Source organism: Actinopolymorpha singaporensis (assembly GCF_900104745.1).
GTDB classification, from domain to species: domain Bacteria; phylum Actinomycetota; class Actinomycetes; order Propionibacteriales; family Actinopolymorphaceae; genus Actinopolymorpha; species Actinopolymorpha singaporensis.
Genome location: NZ_LT629732.1, coordinates 3,989,608 through 4,007,832 on the forward strand (window position 1 = coordinate 3,989,608; position 18,225 = coordinate 4,007,832).

The following is an 18,225-nucleotide window of genomic DNA, read 5'->3' on the forward strand; positions in this document are numbered from 1 at the left end:
TGGGAGAGTCGGCGACCCAATCGGCCGAACCCTGGAGGAATTCTAGTCCACGCACCTACGGAGCCTGGCCTCAGCCCCGCCGCGTAAGCGGCGATGTAGAGGAGCATGAAAACAGCGAACAGCGACAGCACCGATCAGAGCCAGGAACGTCGGGCCCAGCAGCGCAAGCTGTCAGGGTACCGACCTCATGCGTCGGGTCGGGTACGACCTGGCGCGTCGGTCTCGGGGACCCGCTGCTCGACGCTGACGGCGCGGGCGGGCACGGAGTAAAAGCTGGCCTCGAATGAGACCGGGCAGTCGACTCAGGAAGCCACGGCGAGCCGATTGCCAAGACAAGCGCCGGGGATCCCGTCGGCGGTGAGCACGCCCTCCAGGGCCACCGTTCCCTGCGCCCTGGCGATCTGCCACACGGCTACCACCAGCGCGCCTGCCATTGCGCCGAGCAGCAGAACGCTGACTACGCTGCCCTGAAGGAAGTCATTCATGGGGAAATCATGCTTGTGGAACAGCAGGGCGCCAGAGACGAGAGTGTCATAACCGATCAGGCAACGGCAACAGGATGAGAGCTGCCCGGAGCCATGCCGGGCCTGCGATCGCGGCGCCGCGATGTGCGGGTAGTTGCTGCCCGGAATTCTGTGGGGTGGCTCCCCATCTTCGTTACTGGAGGTGATCCTGTCGCGCGGTACATGGTCAGAGCTCGGTCAGGATGGACCTGGTGGCGACGGAAGTGTTGCCCGCCTGCGGGACTGGGCAGCGGGAGCCATCCATTTCCTGATGGCACGGACTGTCGTGGCCCCGCGGCGGGCGACCAGACGTGGAATCCAGCCCAATTGGAAGTGTGGTGTCACTGTACGGTTCTCCCCGGATGGCCGAGTTCCTACCTGAAGGTCGGCCATCAGTCGGTCGACCGCCGCCAACAGGGCTCCCGCCAGTTCCCAGCCCTGCGGGTCGCGCCACACCCGTGATCGCAGAAGCTGGGCTGCCGCGTCGCGATGCATACGGGCCTGGGCCAGGGCGTGATCCAGATCGTCCCGGTGGGGCTTGGTGTCCGGAGTGATTTCGGTGGTGACGATCGCTCCGAAAGTGTCGAACGAATCCGCCAGACAGCTGAGGAGGCCCTCCAGCAAGACGGTCAGTTGCTCGTCGGACAGAAGCGCCCTGCGGTGAGGGCCGCCGGAAAGTTCAACCAGGGTACGGCAGAGCGACCGGACCGATACCGCACAGTGGTCCAAGGTGTCCATGCGGCTGCGCAAGATCAGCCGCGTATGCAGCAGCTGACGGCCGCGGGGGTTCATGCGCAGGCTGTCCTCGGCTTTGGCGAGGGCGACATCCACCCTGACGAATTCCCGGTCGATCCGACGGGCCTCAGACAGCCACGAGTTGGCGTTCTCGGCGCTCGCTCCCTGCTGGATTTCACGCGCCATGCTGCGCAGTAGCTCACTGAGCTGGTCGGCAATCTTGTCGACGGCTTCGCCGGCCGTCTGGACGTAGACAGAGGGGGGCACCAGCAGGTTCAGTAGCACTCCCACCCCGGCCCCGATCAATGTCTCGAGCGCCCGTCCTTGTGCCGTTGCCGCTGGGTTGGCAACCCCTACTACGAGCATGCCGCTGATGGCGACCTCCTGTACCGCCGGCCCGAGTCGCAGGACCCGGCCCAGGGCCAGGGATGCAAAGATCAAGATCGCCAGACTCCACCATGTAAGTCCCACCAAATGGGCGAAGCCCACTGCGATGAGCACGCCCACAATCACACTGGCCACCCGCTGCACTCCGCTGGTGAGGGTGGCATACAGCGTGACCTGGACGACGATCAGCGCGGTGAGCGGCGCCAGTAGTGGCTGCGGACTGCTCGACACCTGCTGCGCAACCAGGTAGGCGATGACCGCAGCGGCCGTGGCCCGCACGGCCTGTCGGACGAACGCGTCGGGGCCTCGCCGGGTCAGCCGTATAATGTGGGCCGGTCCCTGGGGGTGTCTCAGCTGCCGCTCCACCCCACGGACACCTGGCCGCCATCGGTGGCTTAGCACCAGCTCGTGCCTGACACAGGTTGACACACCGAGCGTCGACGCCGCGCCGGAGACGTACACGGCGACGACGGTCGCTTGTGTGTAACCGTGCCACCAGAGGCGCTGCCGATCGTCGTCTCGGATGTCATCGCGGTATAGGCAGTGAACAACTCTTTGAACTTCCCGCTCTGTACCAGCAAAGAGTCTGCTAATGCTCGTCCATCGGCCGATGGATTCCCGGCCGTCCTCAGCATTGTGCCACGTCGTGTGGGACTGTCGAGAAGTCGACTACCCAGCCAGGACGAGAATGCTTGCCTTGAGGAGCGCGGTTTCTGAGAGTATGGGAAGTGGTACATCGGTATCGGGATGAGGAGCCTGTCGACACAAAAACACACTACAAATTCCTTCGGTGGCGTCGCGAAGATTCACAGATGCGGAGTGATCAGCGCGGGCGCAGCCCAAGGTAAGTATGACGACATCGAATCAGCCGCCGCTCATCTTCATCGCGTGCTCGCCGCCGCGGCCGCTGGAAGTGCTCGGCCGGCGTCGGTCCACCAGGATCCGTTGGTCGGCGGGCTCCACCCTTCGCAGCGAAGAGATGCAGAACATGGACTATGACCAGTTTCTGACCGTCGTGGAACGAGGTGGCGGGGCCACAGGAGTCGGGGCTGACCGCACTACCGCTGCCACTCTGCAGACCCTGGCCGAGCGGATCTCTCCCACCGAGGCCCGTCATCTCGCTGGCGAGCTTCCGCCGGAGTTGGGTCCACTGCTGTTCACGGCTGACCCAGCAGAGGGGTTCGATGTCGACGAGTTCATCCGCCGCGTGGCGGAGCGGGGCGACATGGATCTTCCGACCGCGACCCGGGCTGCAAGTGCGGTCTTCACGGCGCTCTCGCGCGCGGTGAGCGAGCGGGAGTTCGCCCACCTCGTCGCGCAGCTCCCCAAGGATTTCGTCCTTGTCCTGCCCACCGGACCGGAGATCCTTCCGGCCGGGGCCTTTCTCGAACGGGTTGCCCAGCGTGCCCAGCTCCATGACGGCGATGCCAGTCGGGTCACCGATGCCGTTCTCCAAACCCTCGCCGAGCGCCTCGCCGCGGGGGAGGTCGACGATCTGATCAGCAGGTTGCCCCCCCGGCTCCATGACCCCCTGCGAGCCGGCAGGTCCGGGGATGCCGATCAGGCCCAGCGCATGTCGTTGGAGAGATTCCTTGCCCGGGTGGCCGAGCGTGAAGGTGTGACACCGCAGGAGGCGTTCGTCCACGCTCGAGCGGTCATGACCACGCTGCGTGAGGCCGTTGGTGAGGAGTTCCACGACGTCGTGGCACAACTCGGCCCGAAGTACGCGGCCTTGTGGTCAGGCTGATCGCGAACACAGCACGGTCCGCGTCTCGACGGCGATCTGGAGTGCGCCCTCAGGACTGACCTACCGTCCTCGATGTACGGGAGTGGGAACGCGAAGCCGCCCACACCGAGGCAGACGCCGTGGGCGGACTTCTGGCTGGTCCCAGCCGATCTCGCAGATCAGCATGCCGGGATCAACCGCTACCGACAGGGTGCTCATCGGAACGCCGTCCAGCGGCGTGAGCCCATGGAGGTGTCCACACTGCGTCCCCGTCCACGGCGCAGACGCAGGCAGCGCCGGCAGATGCGCTATGACCATGCGCAACTCACACTGGGGTCACGCCCGAGCAGCTCCGCCGTGCGTCGGCTCGGCCAGGCGTAGGAGAGTCCATGGAAGCCGTACCAGCGGGGTCCCAGCGGGACCGCCACCGGGTGGGAAGGGCGTAGATGGCCGTTACGACCGGGGGTCGGCGTGGAACAGCGGTGTCCGGACACACCACGTGGAGCACGTCGGGCAGCTGATGCCGCAGTCGGTCGAGCAGCGTCAGCGCGGGCGGCACGTGCAAGGGTGCGAGGTCAAAGATATTGTCCAGCGCGGCGCGGACTTCGTCGTCGACCACCGTGGGGGTGACGCACTACGTCGCCTCCGTGTACCAACCGGTAGGGCCGACCGCATGCGGAACCTCGCGCTGTTCGACGAAGGCAGCCACCTCATGGCGGTTGCCGACCAGGGCTCAAGAACCGCGCCGCGCCGACGTCACATTGGACGCTCCAGTGGTGTGTCAGGAACGATGGCCGCCAGACCTCTTCATCTCCTGCCGCCCGCCTTCATCGTGACCGTTCATGATCTGGATGCGGCGCCCCTGGCCCTGCTGGGGCTTGGGGATGTGCAGCGTCAACACACCTTCGTTCATCGAGGCCTTGACGTTGTCGGCTTCCACGTCGGACGGCAGCGTCGTGTGGTAGTGGAAGCGTCCAATGCGAACTCGCAGCGCGTTGGACCCTTGTTCTTCTTCCTCACGGACCTCACCGTTGACGCACAGGTCGCGATCACGGATCCCCACCTCGACGTCGTCAGGTGCTATTCCGGGCAGTTCGAGTTTGACGACGTAAGCATCGTCGGTCTCCTCGACCTCGGCGGTCGGAATCCACGGACGTTCCGCCTCGGTCTCCACCGACTGCTGGACCAACCCGCCAATGCGATTGACGAGTTCCTGCACGTCCGCAAACGGTTCTCGTCGCAGCATCATCGACGGCTCCATCCCGTGCAGACGGACACTTCTGGTGCGCCTCATCGGCATCGTTGTCATGACCTGCTCTCCTCTTCTCGTCCTGGGATCCAGCCGCTAGTGGCATACATCCCCTGGGTCTCGACCTACTGGTGGCAGCGACGAATCTGCGGCCACCAAGGACGGCTTGTCCCGGGCGCAAGGACCTGTACCCGGCGCGAAAGCCGCCACACTCGGCGATCCGAGCGATCTCCGTGTCCCACCAATCGATGTCGCGACTCGATCGTCCAATCGATCTCGGTGGGAAATGTCGTGCGGTCGCATGTGAGAAACCGGCGGGCTGATGGATTCTGGACGGCCGTTAGACGCTCACAGTGAATATGGCTAGGGAAAGGTCCAGATATTTCGCGAGGGTTCGTTCGTGATCGCCGCTATTTGGCCGAGGGCGTCGACGCCGACGACCTGTCTGGCGCCCGACTTGGGTTCCTTCAACAACGCCCAGACGGCACCGGAGCGTTGTTCCTTCGGTGCGGGAGACCCCGCCTCACGACCGATCCGGAGCCGAGTTCACGATCGCGGGCCTGGGAACGTGGGCGGTCCGGTCGACCCGACCAGGACAGGGCTTTCGGCCTTGCCCACCGCCCGGCCGTCGGCATGTGCTTGACGGTAGTCAATGGGTCGGGACGGTGACGAGGCATGGCGGTCACGCTGAACGAGCGCGGGTACGTGCGGGCCCGGGAGTTGATCCAGCAGGGACCGTACGTGCTCGACGGCCGGGATGCCTTGAGCGAGCACCAGCCCCCCAGCGAGGAGTCTTGCACTCCGGCGGCTCCTCGTCGTCCACGCCCAGGTACCACTTCGCGTACTCGCCGATCCCGTGCACGCGATGATCCCGTCGTCCCGGGCATCTGCATTCCGCCCCAGGCGATCTTCAACCTCATGGAGACATCATGACCGCCACCCCATCAGTCGCACGAACGTCTATTAAGAGTGTCAGTCCGTACCAAAACGAGGTACTGCGCGAGTTTCCCGCGATGTCTGACGAGGAGGCCGACGGAGCGGTCGACCAGGCTCAGCGGACGTTCCAGGAGTGGCGGTGGCTGCCCGCCGGGGAACGCGCGCAGCTCGTAGCCCGGGCTGCTGACCTGATGCAGCAGCGCCGCGACGAGCTCGCCCGTACCGTGACCTTGGAGATGGGCAAGCTCATCGAGGAGAGCTACGGCGAAGTGGATCTCGTCGTCGACATCCTCCGATACTACGGAGAGCAGGGGCCGGAACTCCTCGCCGACGAGCCGATAGCCGTGGACGAGGGCGCCGCCGTCGTGACGAACCGGCCGCTCGGCGTGCTCCTGGGCGTCATGCCCTGGAACTACCCGCTCTACCAGGTAGCCCGCTTCGCGGCGCCCAACCTGGTTGCGGGTAACACGATCCTTCTCAAGCACGCGAGCAACTGCCCGCAGTCGGCACTCGCGCTCGAGCAGCTGTTCCGAGACGCGGGCGCTCCCCCCGGCGTCTACACGAACCTGTTCGTACGCGGATCCAGGATCGGGCGGATCATCGACAATCCACTGGTGCAGGGTGTCTCGCTGACCGGCAGCGACCGGGCAGGTGCGAGCGCGGCCGAGCGTGCCGGGCGCAAGATCGACAAGACCGTACTGGAACTCGGCGGGAGCGACCCATTCATCGTGCTCGACGGCAAGGACTTCGACCGGACCATCGACGCCGCGGTCGTCGGCCGCCTGGGCAACATGGGCCAGAGCTGCGTGAGCGCCAAGCGGATGATCGTGATGTCCGACGTCTACAACGAGTTCGTCGGCCGGCTGCGCCAACGCTTCGAGGCGCTCACCCCGGGCGACCCCATGGACCCGGCGACGAGCCTCGGCCCTCTTTCGTCCGAAGAGGCCGCCGAGAACCTCGTGAGTCAGATCCGTGACACCGTCGCGCAGGGCGCCACCCTGGTGACCGGTGGCAGGCGCATCGACCGGCCCGGCGCCTTCGTCGAGCCGACGATCCTCACCGACGTACGCCGCGGGATGCGTGCTTACCACGAGGAGCTTTTCGGGCCGGCGGCCGTGGTGTACCAGGTCGCCAACGACGAGGAGGCCGTCAGCCTGGCCAACGACAATCCGTACGGCTTGGGCGGCGTCGTCATGTGCCGGGATCTCGACCGGGCCCGCCGGGTCGCCGAGCGGCTCGACACGGGCATGGTCTGGGTGAACCACCCCACCTCGTCCCGGCCCGAACTGCCCTTCGGCGGCATCAAGTGCTCCGGGTACGGGCGAGAGCTGTCCGATCTGGGGATCAAGGAGTTCGTCAACCGGAAACTGATCCGCACCTTCCCGACGACCTCGGCGATCGGCTTCGCCCAGGGCTGAGGAGCAACTACGCACAATGGGGACCGGGCGCGAGCACCATCCATCGAGGCGGAGTAGCCAGGTGACCCACGTTCGGTTAGGCACCAAATGGGTGCACGAATGGAGCTCGGTCAGGAATGACACATGCCGACACGTTTGAGGGCGGGATCTTCGACGTCGACGGTGTCCTCGTCGACTCGCCGCACGAGAAGGCGTGGCGTGAGTCGTTGCGCGAGCTGATGCAACCGGAGTGGCGCGACATCCGCGACCGGACGGGCTGGACGCCGGAAGCCTTGACGTCGCGGGTCTACCAGGAGGAGTTGTCGGGCAAGCCACGCCTGAGCGGCGCGCAGGCTGCCCTTGCCTACTTCGACATTCCCGACGATGAGGAGGGTACGCGAGCAGCGGAGTACGCCGACCGCAAGCAGGCGATGGTGGTCCGCCTCATCGAGGCCGGAGACTTCACCCCCTTTCCCGACGCGTTGCGGTTCATCATCGCCGTCAAGGATGCCGGGATCCGCACAGCGACCGCCTCGTCGTCGACGAACACCAAGCTCATCCTGCGAAGGATCCGGCTTGACACGTTCGCCTCAGAGCATCACATTTCCTCGCCTTCCGTACGGCCGGGCCTCACGCTGTTGGACTTCATCGATGCCGATGTCTCGGGCCGAGACCTCGCCTACGGAAAACCGCATCCGCAGATTTTCCTCACCGCAGCGCACGAGCTCCAGGTCAAGCCGGAGAACTCGTTCGTTGTGGAGGACGCCGCGGCGGGAATCGAGGCCGCGAAGGCCAGCGGTATGTCCGCGATCGGGGTCGCCAGAGCCGACGACGCCGACCTGTTGGCCAGGGCCAACGCCGACATCGTGGTCACCACCCTCGACGATGTCGACGTCGCCGCGTTGGCCGACGGGCGCCTGGCCACCAGGCATGGTTAATCCGGTCTGTGGGGTACTTCTCCAGGAATTAGTTCGACCCGGCCGCTCTGTTGGACAGGCGTGGGACACCACGTATGCGAGGTGCGCCGATCGTGGAGATGACCGGTAATTGGGCCTCTTCGCGGAACGACTGCCGACAGTTCCGTCACGACGCTAGTTTCCATTGATACGGCCAGACTGCAGATCCTCGGGTCTGACAGGAGAAGGTGTAGAGCCGCTGATATTAGCGTGATTACGTGATCTCTGCCAGCGTGCTGACTCAATCCAAGGATCCGTGCAGTCGCGTGGCAGTGCTAAAAGGCAGCTCGGAGATTCGATGCTGTAAGCCTCTTTACACTCTGCTCTTTGGGCGTGAGACTGCGAGGTAGTGCGCAGACTTTCGCGACCTCGTGTTTGTTACGTTCCCGGTCGAATCTCTGCCTCCAGGTATCCGGTCTGGATCACAGTCTTCCGGTGCTGCATGCGATCCGCTGATGTGGCTCATCCACAGAGCGGTTCGGCGACGGACATGACCTGCAGTTGAGACCTTCTGAACGGATTTGATCATGGCGAAAGCGGTTGGTATCGATCTGGGTACGACGAATTCGGTGATTGCTGCGGTGGTGGATGGTGTGGCGACTGTGGTTCCGAATGGGGAGGGGCAGCGGACGACGCCGTCGGTGGTGGCGTTCACCGAGGGTGGTGAGCGGTTGGTGGGTCAGTTGGCGCGGCGGCAGGCGATCTTGAATCCGAAGGGGACGATCACGTCGGCGAAGCGGTTCATCGGGCGGCGGTTTGAGGAGGTGGGTAGCGAGAGTCGTGCGGTGTCGTTTGATGTGGTGGCGGGGCCGGATGGTGCGGTGCGGTTCGATGTGCACGGGAAGCTGTATTCGCCGGAGGAGATTTCTGCGCTGGTGTTGCGCAAGTTGGCCGAGGATGCGGCGAAGTTTCTTGGGGAGAAGGTGAACGAGGCGGTTATCACGGTGCCGGCGTATTTCAATGATGCGCAGCGTCAGGCGACGAAGGATGCGGGGCGGATCGCGGGGCTTGAGGTGTTGCGGATCATCAATGAGCCGACGGCGGCGGCGCTGGCGTACGGGCTGGACAAGAAGGGGCATGAGACGGTCCTGGTGTTCGATCTGGGTGGTGGGACGTTCGACGTGAGCTTGCTCGATGTGGGGGATGGGGTGGTGGAGGTGCGTGCCACGGCGGGTGACACGCATTTGGGTGGTGACGACTTCGACCGTCGGGTGGTGGACTATCTGGCGGAGGAGTTCCAGCGTTCGGACGGGATTGATCTGCGGCGGGATCCGCAGGCGTTGCAGCGGTTGTTCGAGGCGGCGGAGAAGGCGAAGGTCGAGTTGTCCTCGGTTACTCAGACGACGATCAATCTGCCGTTCATCACTGCTGATGCTTCCGGGCCCAGGCATTTGAACATGACGTTGATGCGGTCGACGTTTGAGGAGATCACCCGTGATCTGGTGGAACGGTGCCGTGGGCCGGTGGAGCAGGCGATGGCTGATGCGAAGGTGACCGCGGACGATATCGATGAGGTGATCCTGGTTGGTGGGGCGACCCGGATGCCGGCGGTGCAGAACCTGGTTCGGCGGATGACGGGTGGCAAGGACCCGAACATGACGGTCAACCCTGATGAGGTGGTGGCGCTGGGCGCGGCGATCCAGGCGGCGGTGCTGAAGGGGGAGATGAAGGACGTTGTGCTGCTTGATGTGACGCCGTTGTCGTTGGGGATCGAGACCCTTGGTGGGGTGATGACGAAGGTGATGGACCGCAACACGACGATCCCGGCGCGGCGTACTGAGACGTTCAGTACGGCCGAGGACAACCAGTCCGCGGTGGATGTGGTGGTGTTGCAGGGTGAGCGGGAGCGGGCCAGTGACAACCGGGTGCTGGGGAGGTTCCGGCTGGAGAACATCCGGCCGGCGCCGCGTGGTGAGCCGCAGGTCGAGGTGACCTACGACGTGGACGCGAACGGCATTTTGAACGTGTCCGCGCGTGACAAGGACACCGGGGCCGAGCAGCGGATCACTATCAGTGAGAGTTCCAACCTGGACAAGTCCGAGGTGGACCGGATGGTGTCTGATGCCGAGCGGTACCGGGCCGACGATGCCCGGATCCGGGAGGTGGTGGATGCCCGCAACGGTCTGGACGCGGCGGCCTACCAGGTCGAACGGCGGCTGGGTGAGCTCGGTGACGCCGCACCGGAGCATGAGCGGGCGCGGGCGCAGCTGCTGCTGGGCGATGCCCGCCAGGCGGTCAAGGACGACAGTGCTCCGCTGGAACGGCTGCGGTCGCTGACCGGTGAACTGCAGCAGATCTACCACAGCCTGAGCGCCGCGGGTGCTGGTGGCCAAGCGGGCGGACCCGGCGGCGGACCAGGCGGTGAACCCGGCGGACCCGGTGGCGGACCCGGCGGCGGACCTGGCGGTGGGCCTGGTGGTGGGCCTGGTGGTGGGCCTGGTGGTGGGCCTGGCGGTCAGGGTGTGCCGGGGCAGCGTGCAGCGGCCGAGGACGAGGACGTGATCGACGCGGAGTTCACCACGGACTGAGGGTTGTGATGACCGAGCAGAACCTTCCGCGAGGCCGCCCGCATGACCCGGAGGCGGGTGCGACCGGCGAGACGGGTGTGCCTGCGGACTTCGAGCTTCGTGACGAGCTCGCTCAGGCGCAGGAGCGGGTGGCGCAGTTTGAGGACCGGTGGCGGCGTGCTGTGGCCGATGCGGACAACCAGCGCAAGCGGCAGGTGCGTGAGCTGGACCGGCAGCGTGCGGAGGTGGCGGCGAGTTTGGCGGCGCGGTGGCTGCCGGTGGTGGACAACCTCGACCGGGCGGTGGCGCACGCGCAGGCCGCGCAGAGTTCGCACGCGCAGGCCGCGCAGGGTTCGCACGCGCAGGGTTCGCACGGTGCGCAGGTGGGGGAGCAGGACTCGTTGCTGGAGGGGGTTCGGGCGGTTTTGGAGCAGGCGGTCGGGGTGCTTGCCGGTCTGGGGTTTCCGCGTCAGGACGAGGAGGTGGGGGCGGTGTTCGATCCGGCTCGGCATGAGGCGGTGGCCAGTGTGCCCAGTGCGGAGGTGCCGGCGGGGACGGTGCTGGACGTGGTGAGGCCGGGTTATGGCGAGGGGGAGCGGCAGCTGCGGCCGGCGGGTGTGGTGGTGGCCACGAAGGCGGCGTGAGGGCGGATGGCTGACCGTGACTTCTACCAGGTTCTCGGGGTTCCCCGGACGGCGACCCGGGAGGAGATCCAGCGCGCTTACCGGCGGCTGGCGCGGGAGAACCATCCCGATGTGAACAAGGATCCTGGTGCCGAAGACCGGTTCAAGGACGTTTCGGAGGCCTACGACGTGCTGTCGGATCCTGATCTGCGTAAGCGCTACGACGTGTTCGGTGCGGACTTTCGGCGGGTGCCTGACGACGTCGACCCCGACACCTGGGCGCGGGCCCAGGCGCAGGCGCAGGCGCGGGCCCGGGCGGGTGGTCGTGCCCGGGCGGGTGCGGGGGCTCGCGGCGCCGGCGGGTTCGGCGGTGCCGGCGGGTTCGGGGGTGCCGGCGGGTTTGAGGGGTTTGAGGGGTTCGGTGGCGCGGAGGGGGAGGAGGTCGATCTGGAGGATCTGCTCAGCGGCATGTTCGGCGGGCGCGCCGGACGCGCCGGGACCGGGCGGGCTGGTCGGGCTGGTTGGGGCGGGCGTGGCTGGGGCCCGATTCCGGGTGCGGACCAGGAGGCCGAGTTGCCGTTGAGTGTGGAGGAGGCGTATCGGGGTGGGCCCCGGTCGGTGACGTTGTCGGGGCCGGGGGGTGCCCGGCAGTATGAGGTGAACGTTCCGCCCGGTGTGACCGAGGGGCAGCGGATCCGGCTGGCCGGCCAGGGCGGGCGGGGAAGTGACGGCGCCCCGCCCGGTGACCTCTACCTCGTTGTGCGGCTTGTGCCGCATCGGCGTTACCGGGTGCGGGGCCGCGACATTTACCTGGACCTGCCGCTTGCCCCGTGGGAGGCGGCTCTTGGCGCGACGGTCGCGGTTGACACCCCGGGCGGTGAGGCGAAGGTCAAGGTGCCGCCGGGCACCTCCAGCGGGCGGTCGCTGCGGCTGCGGGGCCGGGGGATGCCGAACCCACGCGGCCGGCCGGGTGACGTCTACGCGCAGGTGCGGATCATGGTGCCGCCGCACCCGAGTGAGGAAGAACGCACGTTGTGGTCGCAGCTGGCCCAGGCGTCCGGCTTCGACCCACGCGCAGGGGGTGGCTGATGTCGTTCGCACTCGTCCGTATGCGGGTCCGCCGGCTGTGGTCGGACCTGGCCCAGGCGTCCGGGTTCGACCCACGGGCAGGGGGTGGCTGATGTCGTTCGCACTCGTGCGTGTGCGGGTCCGCCGGCTGTGGTCGGAGCTGGCGCGGGCGTCCGGGTTCGACCCGCGTGCCCGCTCCGGTGACGGCGCGTCTGGTCGGTCGTCTGGTCGGTCGTCTGGTTGGTCGTCTGGTCGGTCGTCTGGTCGGTCGTCTGGTTGGTCGTCTGGTTGGTCGTGTGGTGCGGGGGGAGGGGGTGGCTGATGTCGTTTGCGCTGGTGCGTGTGCGGGTTCGGCGGGAGGGGCGTCCTGGCGGGCAGGGGCATCTTGGGTTGGAGGAGTTCGCTGCGGTGGTGGGGCTGCATCCGGATCATGTTCGCCGGCTGGTGGTGCTGGGTTTGTTGGACGCGGATGCCGACCCGTCGGGGCGGCTGCATTTCGCGCCTGCTCAGGTTGGCCGTGCTGCGCGGATCGAGCGGTTGCGGGCCGGGTTTTGTTTGAACTATGCGGGGATCGGGGTGGTGCTGGACCTGCTGGACCGGATCGCGGAACTGGAGGCGGCCGAACGCGCGGCTGGTGTGCGCCTTCCGCGGCGCTCCCCGCAGCCGTCTACCTTCGTTGACCCCGTTGGCACCGCTGGCCCCGTTGGCACTGTTGGCACTGTTGGCCCCGTTGGCACTGTTGGTGCCGGTAGGCGGACGGTCACCAAATCCGGTGGGCGCGGACAGTCGTCTGTGGCCCGACGTTATGGAGGCAGCTTGTGGACCCGAACCGGTTGACTCAGAAGAGCCAGGAGGCTTTGCAGGAGGCGCAGTCCGCCGCGTTGCGGTTTGGGCATACCGAGGTCGATGGTGAGCATTTGTTGCTGTCGTTGCTGGACCAGCCAGAGGGTCTGGTGCCGCGGTTGTTGGTGCAGGCGGGGGTGGATCCGGACCTGTTGCGTAAGCAGGTGGAGGAGGAGCTGGAACGCCGGCCGCGGGTGAGTGGGCCGGGTGTGGAGCCGGGGCAGGTGTATGTGACTCAGCGGCTGTCGAGGTTGCTGGATGCGGCGGATCGGGAGGCCAGGCGGCTGAAGGATGAGTATGTGTCGGTGGAGCATCTGGTGGTCGCTTTGCTGGAGGAGGGGCCGGCCAGCCCGGCGGGGAGGTTGTTGCACGATCTGGGGCTGTCGCGGGACCGGTTCCTTGCGGTGCTGACCCGGGTCCGGGGTAATCAGCGGGTGACCTCCGCGCAGCCGGAGGCGGCGTATGAGGCGTTGGAGAAGTACGGCCGGGATCTGGTGGCTGATGCGGCGGCGGGCCGGCTGGACCCGGTGGTCGGGCGGGATGGGGAGATCCGGCGGGTGGTGCAGATCCTGTCGCGGAAGACGAAGAACAACCCTGTGCTGGTGGGTGACCCGGGGGTGGGGAAGACCGCGATCGTGGAGGGGCTGGCGCAGCGGATCGCCAACGGGGATGTGCCCGAGGGGCTGCGGAACAAGGTGGTGTTCGGGCTGGACATGGGTGCGCTGGTGGCGGGTGCGAAGTATCGCGGTGAGTTCGAGGAGCGGCTGAAGGCGGTGCTGAACGAGGTGCGTGCCGCGCAGGGGCGGATCCTGTTGTTCGTCGATGAGTTGCACACCGTGGTGGGTGCGGGTGCGGCCGAGGGTGCGATGGATGCGGGGAACATGCTCAAGCCGATGCTGGCCCGCGGTGAGCTGCACATGATCGGCGCCACCACGCTGGTGGAGTACCGCAAGAACGTGGAGAAGGACGCCGCTTTGGAACGCCGTTTCCAGCCGGTGATGGTGGACGAGCCGTCGGTGGAGGACGCGATCTCCATCCTGCGCGGGCTGCGTGAGCGGCTGGAGGTGTTCCACGGGGTGAGGATCCAGGACGCGGCTTTGGTGGCGGCTGTCGTGCTCAGCCACCGTTACATCTCCGACCGGTTCCTGCCCGACAAGGCGATCGATCTGGTCGACGAGGCGTGCGCGATGCTGCGCACGGAGATCGACTCGATGCCGGCCGAGCTGGACGAGCTGACCCGGCGGGTGCGGCGGCTGGAGATCGAGGAGGCGGCGCTGAGCAAGGAGTCCGACGCCGCGAGCAAGGACCGGTTGGCACAGCTGCGTAAGGAGTTGGCGGACCTGCACGCGCAGACCGACGCGATGCGGGCGCAGTGGGAGGCCGAACGGCAGGCGCTGCGGCGGGTGCAGGAGCTGCGGCAGGAGATCGAGCAGGTACGCCGTGACGCCGAGCAGGCCGAGCGTGACTACGACCTGAACCGCGCCGCGGAACTGCGCCACGGCCGGCTGCCGGAGCTGGAACGGCGGCTGCACGCGGAGGAGGAGCAGCTGAGTGAGAAGCTCGGCGAGCGGCGGCTGCTGCGGGAGGTGGTCACCGAGGAGGAGATCGCCTCCATCGTCTCCCGCTGGACCGGTATCCCGGTGAGCCGGTTGCAGGAAGGCGAACGGGAGAAGCTGCTGATGCTGGACCAGATACTGCACCAGCGGGTGATCGGCCAGGACGAGGCGGTCCAGCTCGTCGCGGACGCGGTGATCCGGGCCCGGTCGGGGATCAAGGACCCGCGCCGCCCGATCGGGTCGTTCATCTTCCTCGGCCCCACCGGGGTCGGCAAGACCGAACTGGCCAAGACCCTCGCCGCCGCGCTGTTCGACACCGAGGACAACATGGTCCGCATCGACATGAGCGAATACCAAGAACGCCACACGGTGAGCCGCCTGGTCGGCGCCCCACCCGGATACGTCGGCTATGAGGAAGGCGGCCAGCTCACCGAAGCGGTCCGCCGCAAGCCGTACTCGGTGGTGCTGTTCGACGAGATCGAGAAGGCGCACACCGACGTGTTCAACCTGCTGCTGCAAGTCCTCGACGACGGCCGCCTCACCGACGCCCAGGGCCGCACGGTCGACTTCCGCAACACCGTCGTCATCATGACCTCCAACGTCGGGTCGGAATACCTCCTCGAAGGCGCGACCGCCGGCGGACAGATCACCCCCGACGCCCGGGCACGGGTAATGGCCGACCTGCGATCACGGTTCCGGCCGGAATTCCTCAACCGGGTCGACGAAATCGTGTTGTTCAAACCACTCACACAGACCGAGATCGAACGCATCGTGGACCTGATGTTCGACGAACTACGGGCACGGCTGGCCAACCGGCGGATCAGGCTCGACGTCACCGAACCAGCCCGCCGACTGATCGCCCTGGAAGGCTTCGACCCCGTCTACGGCGCCCGGCCCCTACGACGATTCATCTCCCGCGAAATCGAGACCCGCATCGGCCGCACCCTCCTCACCGAAGACATACACGACGGCGCCGTCATCACCGTCGACACCCACAACAGCGAGATCACCGTGACCCACCACAACCCCCGCCCCAACCAGACAGGCCGAGGCCGCCTGAGGGTTCGATCGAGGAAGGAACGGGACTGATGACCACACAGACCGAGACGAACGTCGTCGAGTGCGCCAAGTGCGGTCGCCGCAACCGCGTTCCGGCGACCGGGGACGGCGAACCCCGGTGCGGTAACTGCCACGCACCGCTGCCGTGGATCGTCGACGCCGACGACGAAACGTTCGCCGAAGTGGTGGAGCGCTCGCGGCTGCCGGTCGTGGTCGACCTGTGGGCAACCTGGTGCGGCCCGTGCCGGATGGTCAGCCCGGCGCTGGAACAGGTCGCCCGCGACCTCGCCGGCCAGATCAAGCTGGTGAAGGTCGACGTGGACAAGGCACGCCAGGTGTCCGAACGCTTCCGCGTCCAGGCCGTCCCCACGCTGCTGGTGATGCGAGCGGGCCAGGTGGTGTCCACCCAGCTCGGCGCGGCCCCCGCCGCGCGCCTGCGTACCTGGGTGGAGGAAGCACTGGCCGAGGAACGAGCGGCCGGTGAACAGACCTGACAGCCGGGCCACGAACCCGAACCGAGAACCCCACCGGAGAACGGAGAAACCGACATGCCTGTCGCGCTGGATCCACACCTGGAACAGATCCGCCCCGTCGAACCCCGCACACCCGCCGGCTGCGAGGAGTGCCTGCGACTGGGCTCACCCTGGGTGCACCTACGGCTGTGCCTGACCTGCGGCCACGTCGGCTGCTGCGACTCCTCGCCGCTCAAGCACGCCCGTGCGCACGCGCACCACATCGGGCATCCGATCGTGGCGTCCTACGAGCCCGGCGAGGACTGGCGCTGGTGCTACTTCGACCAGCAGTTCGTCTGACCGCGAGACCGGTGAACCGCCAAGAACGGGCCCTGAACCACCACTGATACGACATCGGAGGGAGGGCCGCCACATGAACGACCGAGCCCCGTCAACACCGCCGGAACCGTCCACGCAAGTGGAGACCCATGACGCCACCGGCGCCTACCCGCGACTGGACGCCCCCCAGATCGACGCGCTAACCGCCCGAGGCTCCAGACGCACCGCCGAGGTCGGGGACGTCCTCTTCCGCGAGGGGGACGAGCCGTACGACTTCTTCGTGGTCGTCTCGGGCAAGGTGGCCAATGTCGCCGACCACGGCACCCCGGAGGAGCGGGTCATCAGCGTGCACGGTGCCGGCCGGTTCCTCGGCGAACTCGGCGTCCTCACGGGACAGCCGTCCTTCTTCACCGCAGTCGTGGTGGAGGCCGGTGAGGTGCTGGACGTACCGCCCGAGGCGTTGCGGGAAGTGGTGGCACACGACCCGGCGCTCGGCGACCTGATCCTGCGGGCGTTCCTGCTCCGGCGGTCCTTGTTGATCGAGTTCGGCGTCGGAGTCCGGATCGTCGGTTCCTGCTACTCCCGGGACACCCGGCGGCTGCGGGAGTTCGCAGCGCGCAACCGCCTGCCGCACCGCTTCGTCGACCTGGACAAGGACGCCGGAGTCGAGGAGCTGCTGCGCAGCCTGGCCTTCCGTCCGGAGGACACACCGATCGTCATCCTGGGCGGGCGCCATGTGCTGCGCAACCCCAGTAACGCCGAACTCGCCCAGCGGCTCGGCCTGCTCGTCCCCGAGCCGTCCACCCCACTGCACGACCTCGTGGTGGTGGGCGCCGGCCCGGCCGGCCTGGCGGCGTCGGTGTATGCGGCGTCAGAGGGCATGGCGGTGATCACCCTGGACTCGGTCGCGACCGGCGGGCAGGCCGGCACGTCGTCCCGGATCGAGAACTATCTCGGCTTCCCCTCGGGCATCTCCGGTGCAGAACTCGCCGAACGGGCCGTCCTCCAGGCCGAGAAGTTCGGCGCGCGGATGCACATCCCTGCCACCGCGACGGGGCTGAAGCAGGACGCGGGCCACTACGTCGTCGACGTGGAGGACGGCCCGCCGGTGCTGAGCCGCTCGGTCCTGATCGCCACCGGCGCAAGGTACCGCCGACTCCCGGTGCCCCGGTTGGAGGAATTCGAACCGACCAGCATCTACTACGCCGCCACCGAGCAGGAGGCCTTGTGGTGTGGGCGGGTTCAGGTGGCGGTGGTGGGCGGCGGCAACTCCGCCGGCCAGGCAACGCTGTTCCTGTCCAACACCGCGAGCCGGGTCATCCTCCTCGTCCGCGAGGACGACCTGGGGACGAACATGTCACGCTACCTCGTCGACGAGATTCGCCGCCTGCCGCAGGTCGAGGTACGCACCCACACGGAGGTCCGCGAACTGGTCGGGGATGGCACCCTGGAGGCCCTGGTCGTCGAGGACAACCACACCGGGAAACGCGAAGAGGTGCCGGCGCGTGCGCTGTTCGTCTTCATCGGCTCGACCCCCTGCACATGGTGGCTGGGCGACGACGTGGCACGCGACGAAAACGGTTTCGTCCGGACCGGATCCGACGTCGAGCGCGACGGAAGCTACCCGGGAACCTTCCTCGAGACCAGCCTTCCCGGAGTGTTCGCGGCCGGTGACGTACGCAGTGGGTCGATCAAACGCGTTGCCTCCGCGGTCGGGGAGGGCGCGATGGCGGTCCGGCTCAGCTACGCCCACCTGACGCGGGGCGAGGGGTACACCGTCGGTCGGCGTTGACGCCGTCGACCCAGTGCGGGGTGGAGACTCAAGGAGCTGGCGGCGGCTGCTCAGGAGTTGCGCTGTGGCGCCGGGCTTGGTGGCTGTAGGCGTCAGC

15 protein-coding genes are annotated in these 18,225 nt (G+C 67.1%); 11 read left to right on the plus strand and 4 right to left on the minus strand.

What is annotated here, in order from left to right:
• Positions 1-302: 302 nt before the first annotated feature.
• On the minus strand, positions 303-485 hold the full coding sequence (locus tag BLU27_RS18055; protein ID WP_092654840.1) for a hypothetical protein: 183 nt from the start codon (positions 483-485) through the stop codon (positions 303-305).
• A gap of 216 nt (positions 486-701) precedes the next feature.
• Entirely contained in the window at positions 702-1,991 is a 1,290-nt protein-coding gene (locus BLU27_RS18060; protein ID WP_157728633.1) for an FUSC family protein, read from the minus strand.
• Positions 1,992-2,475: 484 nt separating this feature from the next.
• Here BLU27_RS18060 and BLU27_RS18065 point away from each other — a divergent pair, with 484 nt between their 5' ends.
• Complete coding sequence (locus BLU27_RS18065) at positions 2,476-3,372, plus strand: DUF2267 domain-containing protein (RefSeq protein WP_092654842.1); 897 nt, start codon at positions 2,476-2,478, stop codon at positions 3,370-3,372.
• A gap of 304 nt (positions 3,373-3,676) precedes the next feature.
• Here the strand turns inward: BLU27_RS18065 and BLU27_RS31325 are convergent, their stop codons facing one another.
• Together BLU27_RS31325 and BLU27_RS18070 are read right to left on the minus strand one after the other, a co-directional pair.
• The gene (locus BLU27_RS31325) at positions 3,677-3,970 is read right to left on the minus strand and encodes a hypothetical protein (protein WP_157728634.1); all 294 of its coding nucleotides are present in this window, start codon (positions 3,968-3,970) and stop codon (positions 3,677-3,679) included.
• A gap of 162 nt (positions 3,971-4,132) precedes the next feature.
• On the minus strand, positions 4,133-4,660 hold the full coding sequence (locus BLU27_RS18070; RefSeq protein ID WP_092654843.1) for an Hsp20/alpha crystallin family protein: 528 nt from the start codon (positions 4,658-4,660) through the stop codon (positions 4,133-4,135).
• A gap of 869 nt (positions 4,661-5,529) precedes the next feature.
• Between BLU27_RS18070 and BLU27_RS18075 the strand changes: the two genes are divergently transcribed.
• The 10 genes from BLU27_RS18075 (at position 5,530) to BLU27_RS18120 (ending at position 18,128) form a co-directional block, all read left to right on the plus strand.
• Entirely contained in the window at positions 5,530-6,954 is a 1,425-nt protein-coding gene (locus tag BLU27_RS18075) for an NAD-dependent succinate-semialdehyde dehydrogenase (RefSeq protein ID WP_092654844.1), read from the plus strand.
• A gap of 116 nt (positions 6,955-7,070) precedes the next feature.
• Entirely contained in the window at positions 7,071-7,871 is an 801-nt protein-coding gene (locus BLU27_RS18080) for an HAD family hydrolase (protein WP_092654845.1), read from the plus strand.
• A 545-nt stretch (positions 7,872-8,416) separates the two neighbouring features.
• Complete coding sequence (gene dnaK / locus BLU27_RS18085; RefSeq protein ID WP_092654846.1) at positions 8,417-10,417, plus strand: molecular chaperone DnaK; 2,001 nt, start codon at positions 8,417-8,419, stop codon at positions 10,415-10,417.
• An 8-nt stretch (positions 10,418-10,425) separates the two neighbouring features.
• Positions 10,426-11,040: a nucleotide exchange factor GrpE gene (locus BLU27_RS18090; RefSeq protein WP_092654847.1), complete on the plus strand. Its 615-nt coding sequence runs from the start codon at positions 10,426-10,428 to the stop codon at positions 11,038-11,040.
• 6 nt (positions 11,041-11,046) lie between these two features.
• A complete protein-coding gene (locus tag BLU27_RS30930; protein WP_092654848.1) occupies positions 11,047-12,108 on the plus strand; it encodes a DnaJ C-terminal domain-containing protein in 1,062 nt (353 codons plus the stop codon).
• 300 nt (positions 12,109-12,408) lie between these two features.
• The gene (locus BLU27_RS29985; RefSeq protein ID WP_092657854.1) at positions 12,409-12,924 is read left to right on the plus strand and encodes a chaperone modulator CbpM; all 516 of its coding nucleotides are present in this window, start codon (positions 12,409-12,411) and stop codon (positions 12,922-12,924) included.
• Positions 12,921-15,575 carry an ATP-dependent chaperone ClpB gene (clpB, locus tag BLU27_RS18105; protein ID WP_241827499.1) on the plus strand — a complete coding sequence of 885 codons (2,655 nt, stop codon included), beginning with the start codon at positions 12,921-12,923 and terminating at the stop codon, positions 15,573-15,575. The genes BLU27_RS29985 and clpB overlap by 4 nt, the downstream gene beginning before the upstream one ends.
• Positions 15,575-16,039, plus strand: a complete 465-nt coding sequence (gene trxA / locus BLU27_RS18110; RefSeq protein ID WP_092654850.1) for a thioredoxin — start codon at positions 15,575-15,577, stop codon at positions 16,037-16,039. The genes clpB and trxA overlap by 1 nt, the downstream gene beginning before the upstream one ends.
• A 54-nt stretch (positions 16,040-16,093) precedes the next feature.
• Positions 16,094-16,357: a UBP-type zinc finger domain-containing protein gene (locus BLU27_RS18115; RefSeq protein WP_092654851.1), complete on the plus strand. Its 264-nt coding sequence runs from the start codon at positions 16,094-16,096 to the stop codon at positions 16,355-16,357.
• 118 nt (positions 16,358-16,475) lie between these two features.
• Positions 16,476-18,128 carry an FAD-dependent oxidoreductase gene (locus tag BLU27_RS18120; protein WP_241827500.1) on the plus strand — a complete coding sequence of 551 codons (1,653 nt, stop codon included), beginning with the start codon at positions 16,476-16,478 and terminating at the stop codon, positions 18,126-18,128.
• Positions 18,129-18,225: the final 97 nt, after the last annotated feature.

Bases quoted from the DNA above. Each gene is read 5' to 3' on its own strand.
- BLU27_RS30930 (WP_092654848.1), top strand. From the start codon at position 11,047: ATGGCTGACCGTGACTTCTACCAGGTTCTCGGGGTTCCCCGGACGGCG.
- BLU27_RS18065 (WP_092654842.1), top strand. From the start codon at position 2,476: ATGACGACATCGAATCAGCCGCCGCTCATCTTCATCGCGTGCTCGCCG.
- BLU27_RS18090 (WP_092654847.1), top strand. From the start codon at position 10,426: ATGACCGAGCAGAACCTTCCGCGAGGCCGCCCGCATGACCCGGAGGCG.
- BLU27_RS18055 (WP_092654840.1), bottom strand. From the start codon at position 485: ATGAATGACTTCCTTCAGGGCAGCGTAGTCAGCGTTCTGCTGCTCGGC.
- BLU27_RS18075 (WP_092654844.1), top strand. From the start codon at position 5,530: ATGACCGCCACCCCATCAGTCGCACGAACGTCTATTAAGAGTGTCAGT.
- BLU27_RS18115 (WP_092654851.1), top strand. From the start codon at position 16,094: ATGCCTGTCGCGCTGGATCCACACCTGGAACAGATCCGCCCCGTCGAA.
- trxA (WP_092654850.1), top strand. From the start codon at position 15,575: ATGACCACACAGACCGAGACGAACGTCGTCGAGTGCGCCAAGTGCGGT.
- BLU27_RS18080 (WP_092654845.1), top strand. From the start codon at position 7,071: ATGACACATGCCGACACGTTTGAGGGCGGGATCTTCGACGTCGACGGT.
- dnaK (WP_092654846.1), top strand. From the start codon at position 8,417: ATGGCGAAAGCGGTTGGTATCGATCTGGGTACGACGAATTCGGTGATT.
- BLU27_RS18070 (WP_092654843.1), bottom strand. From the start codon at position 4,660: ATGACAACGATGCCGATGAGGCGCACCAGAAGTGTCCGTCTGCACGGG.
- BLU27_RS29985 (WP_092657854.1), top strand. From the start codon at position 12,409: ATGTCGTTTGCGCTGGTGCGTGTGCGGGTTCGGCGGGAGGGGCGTCCT.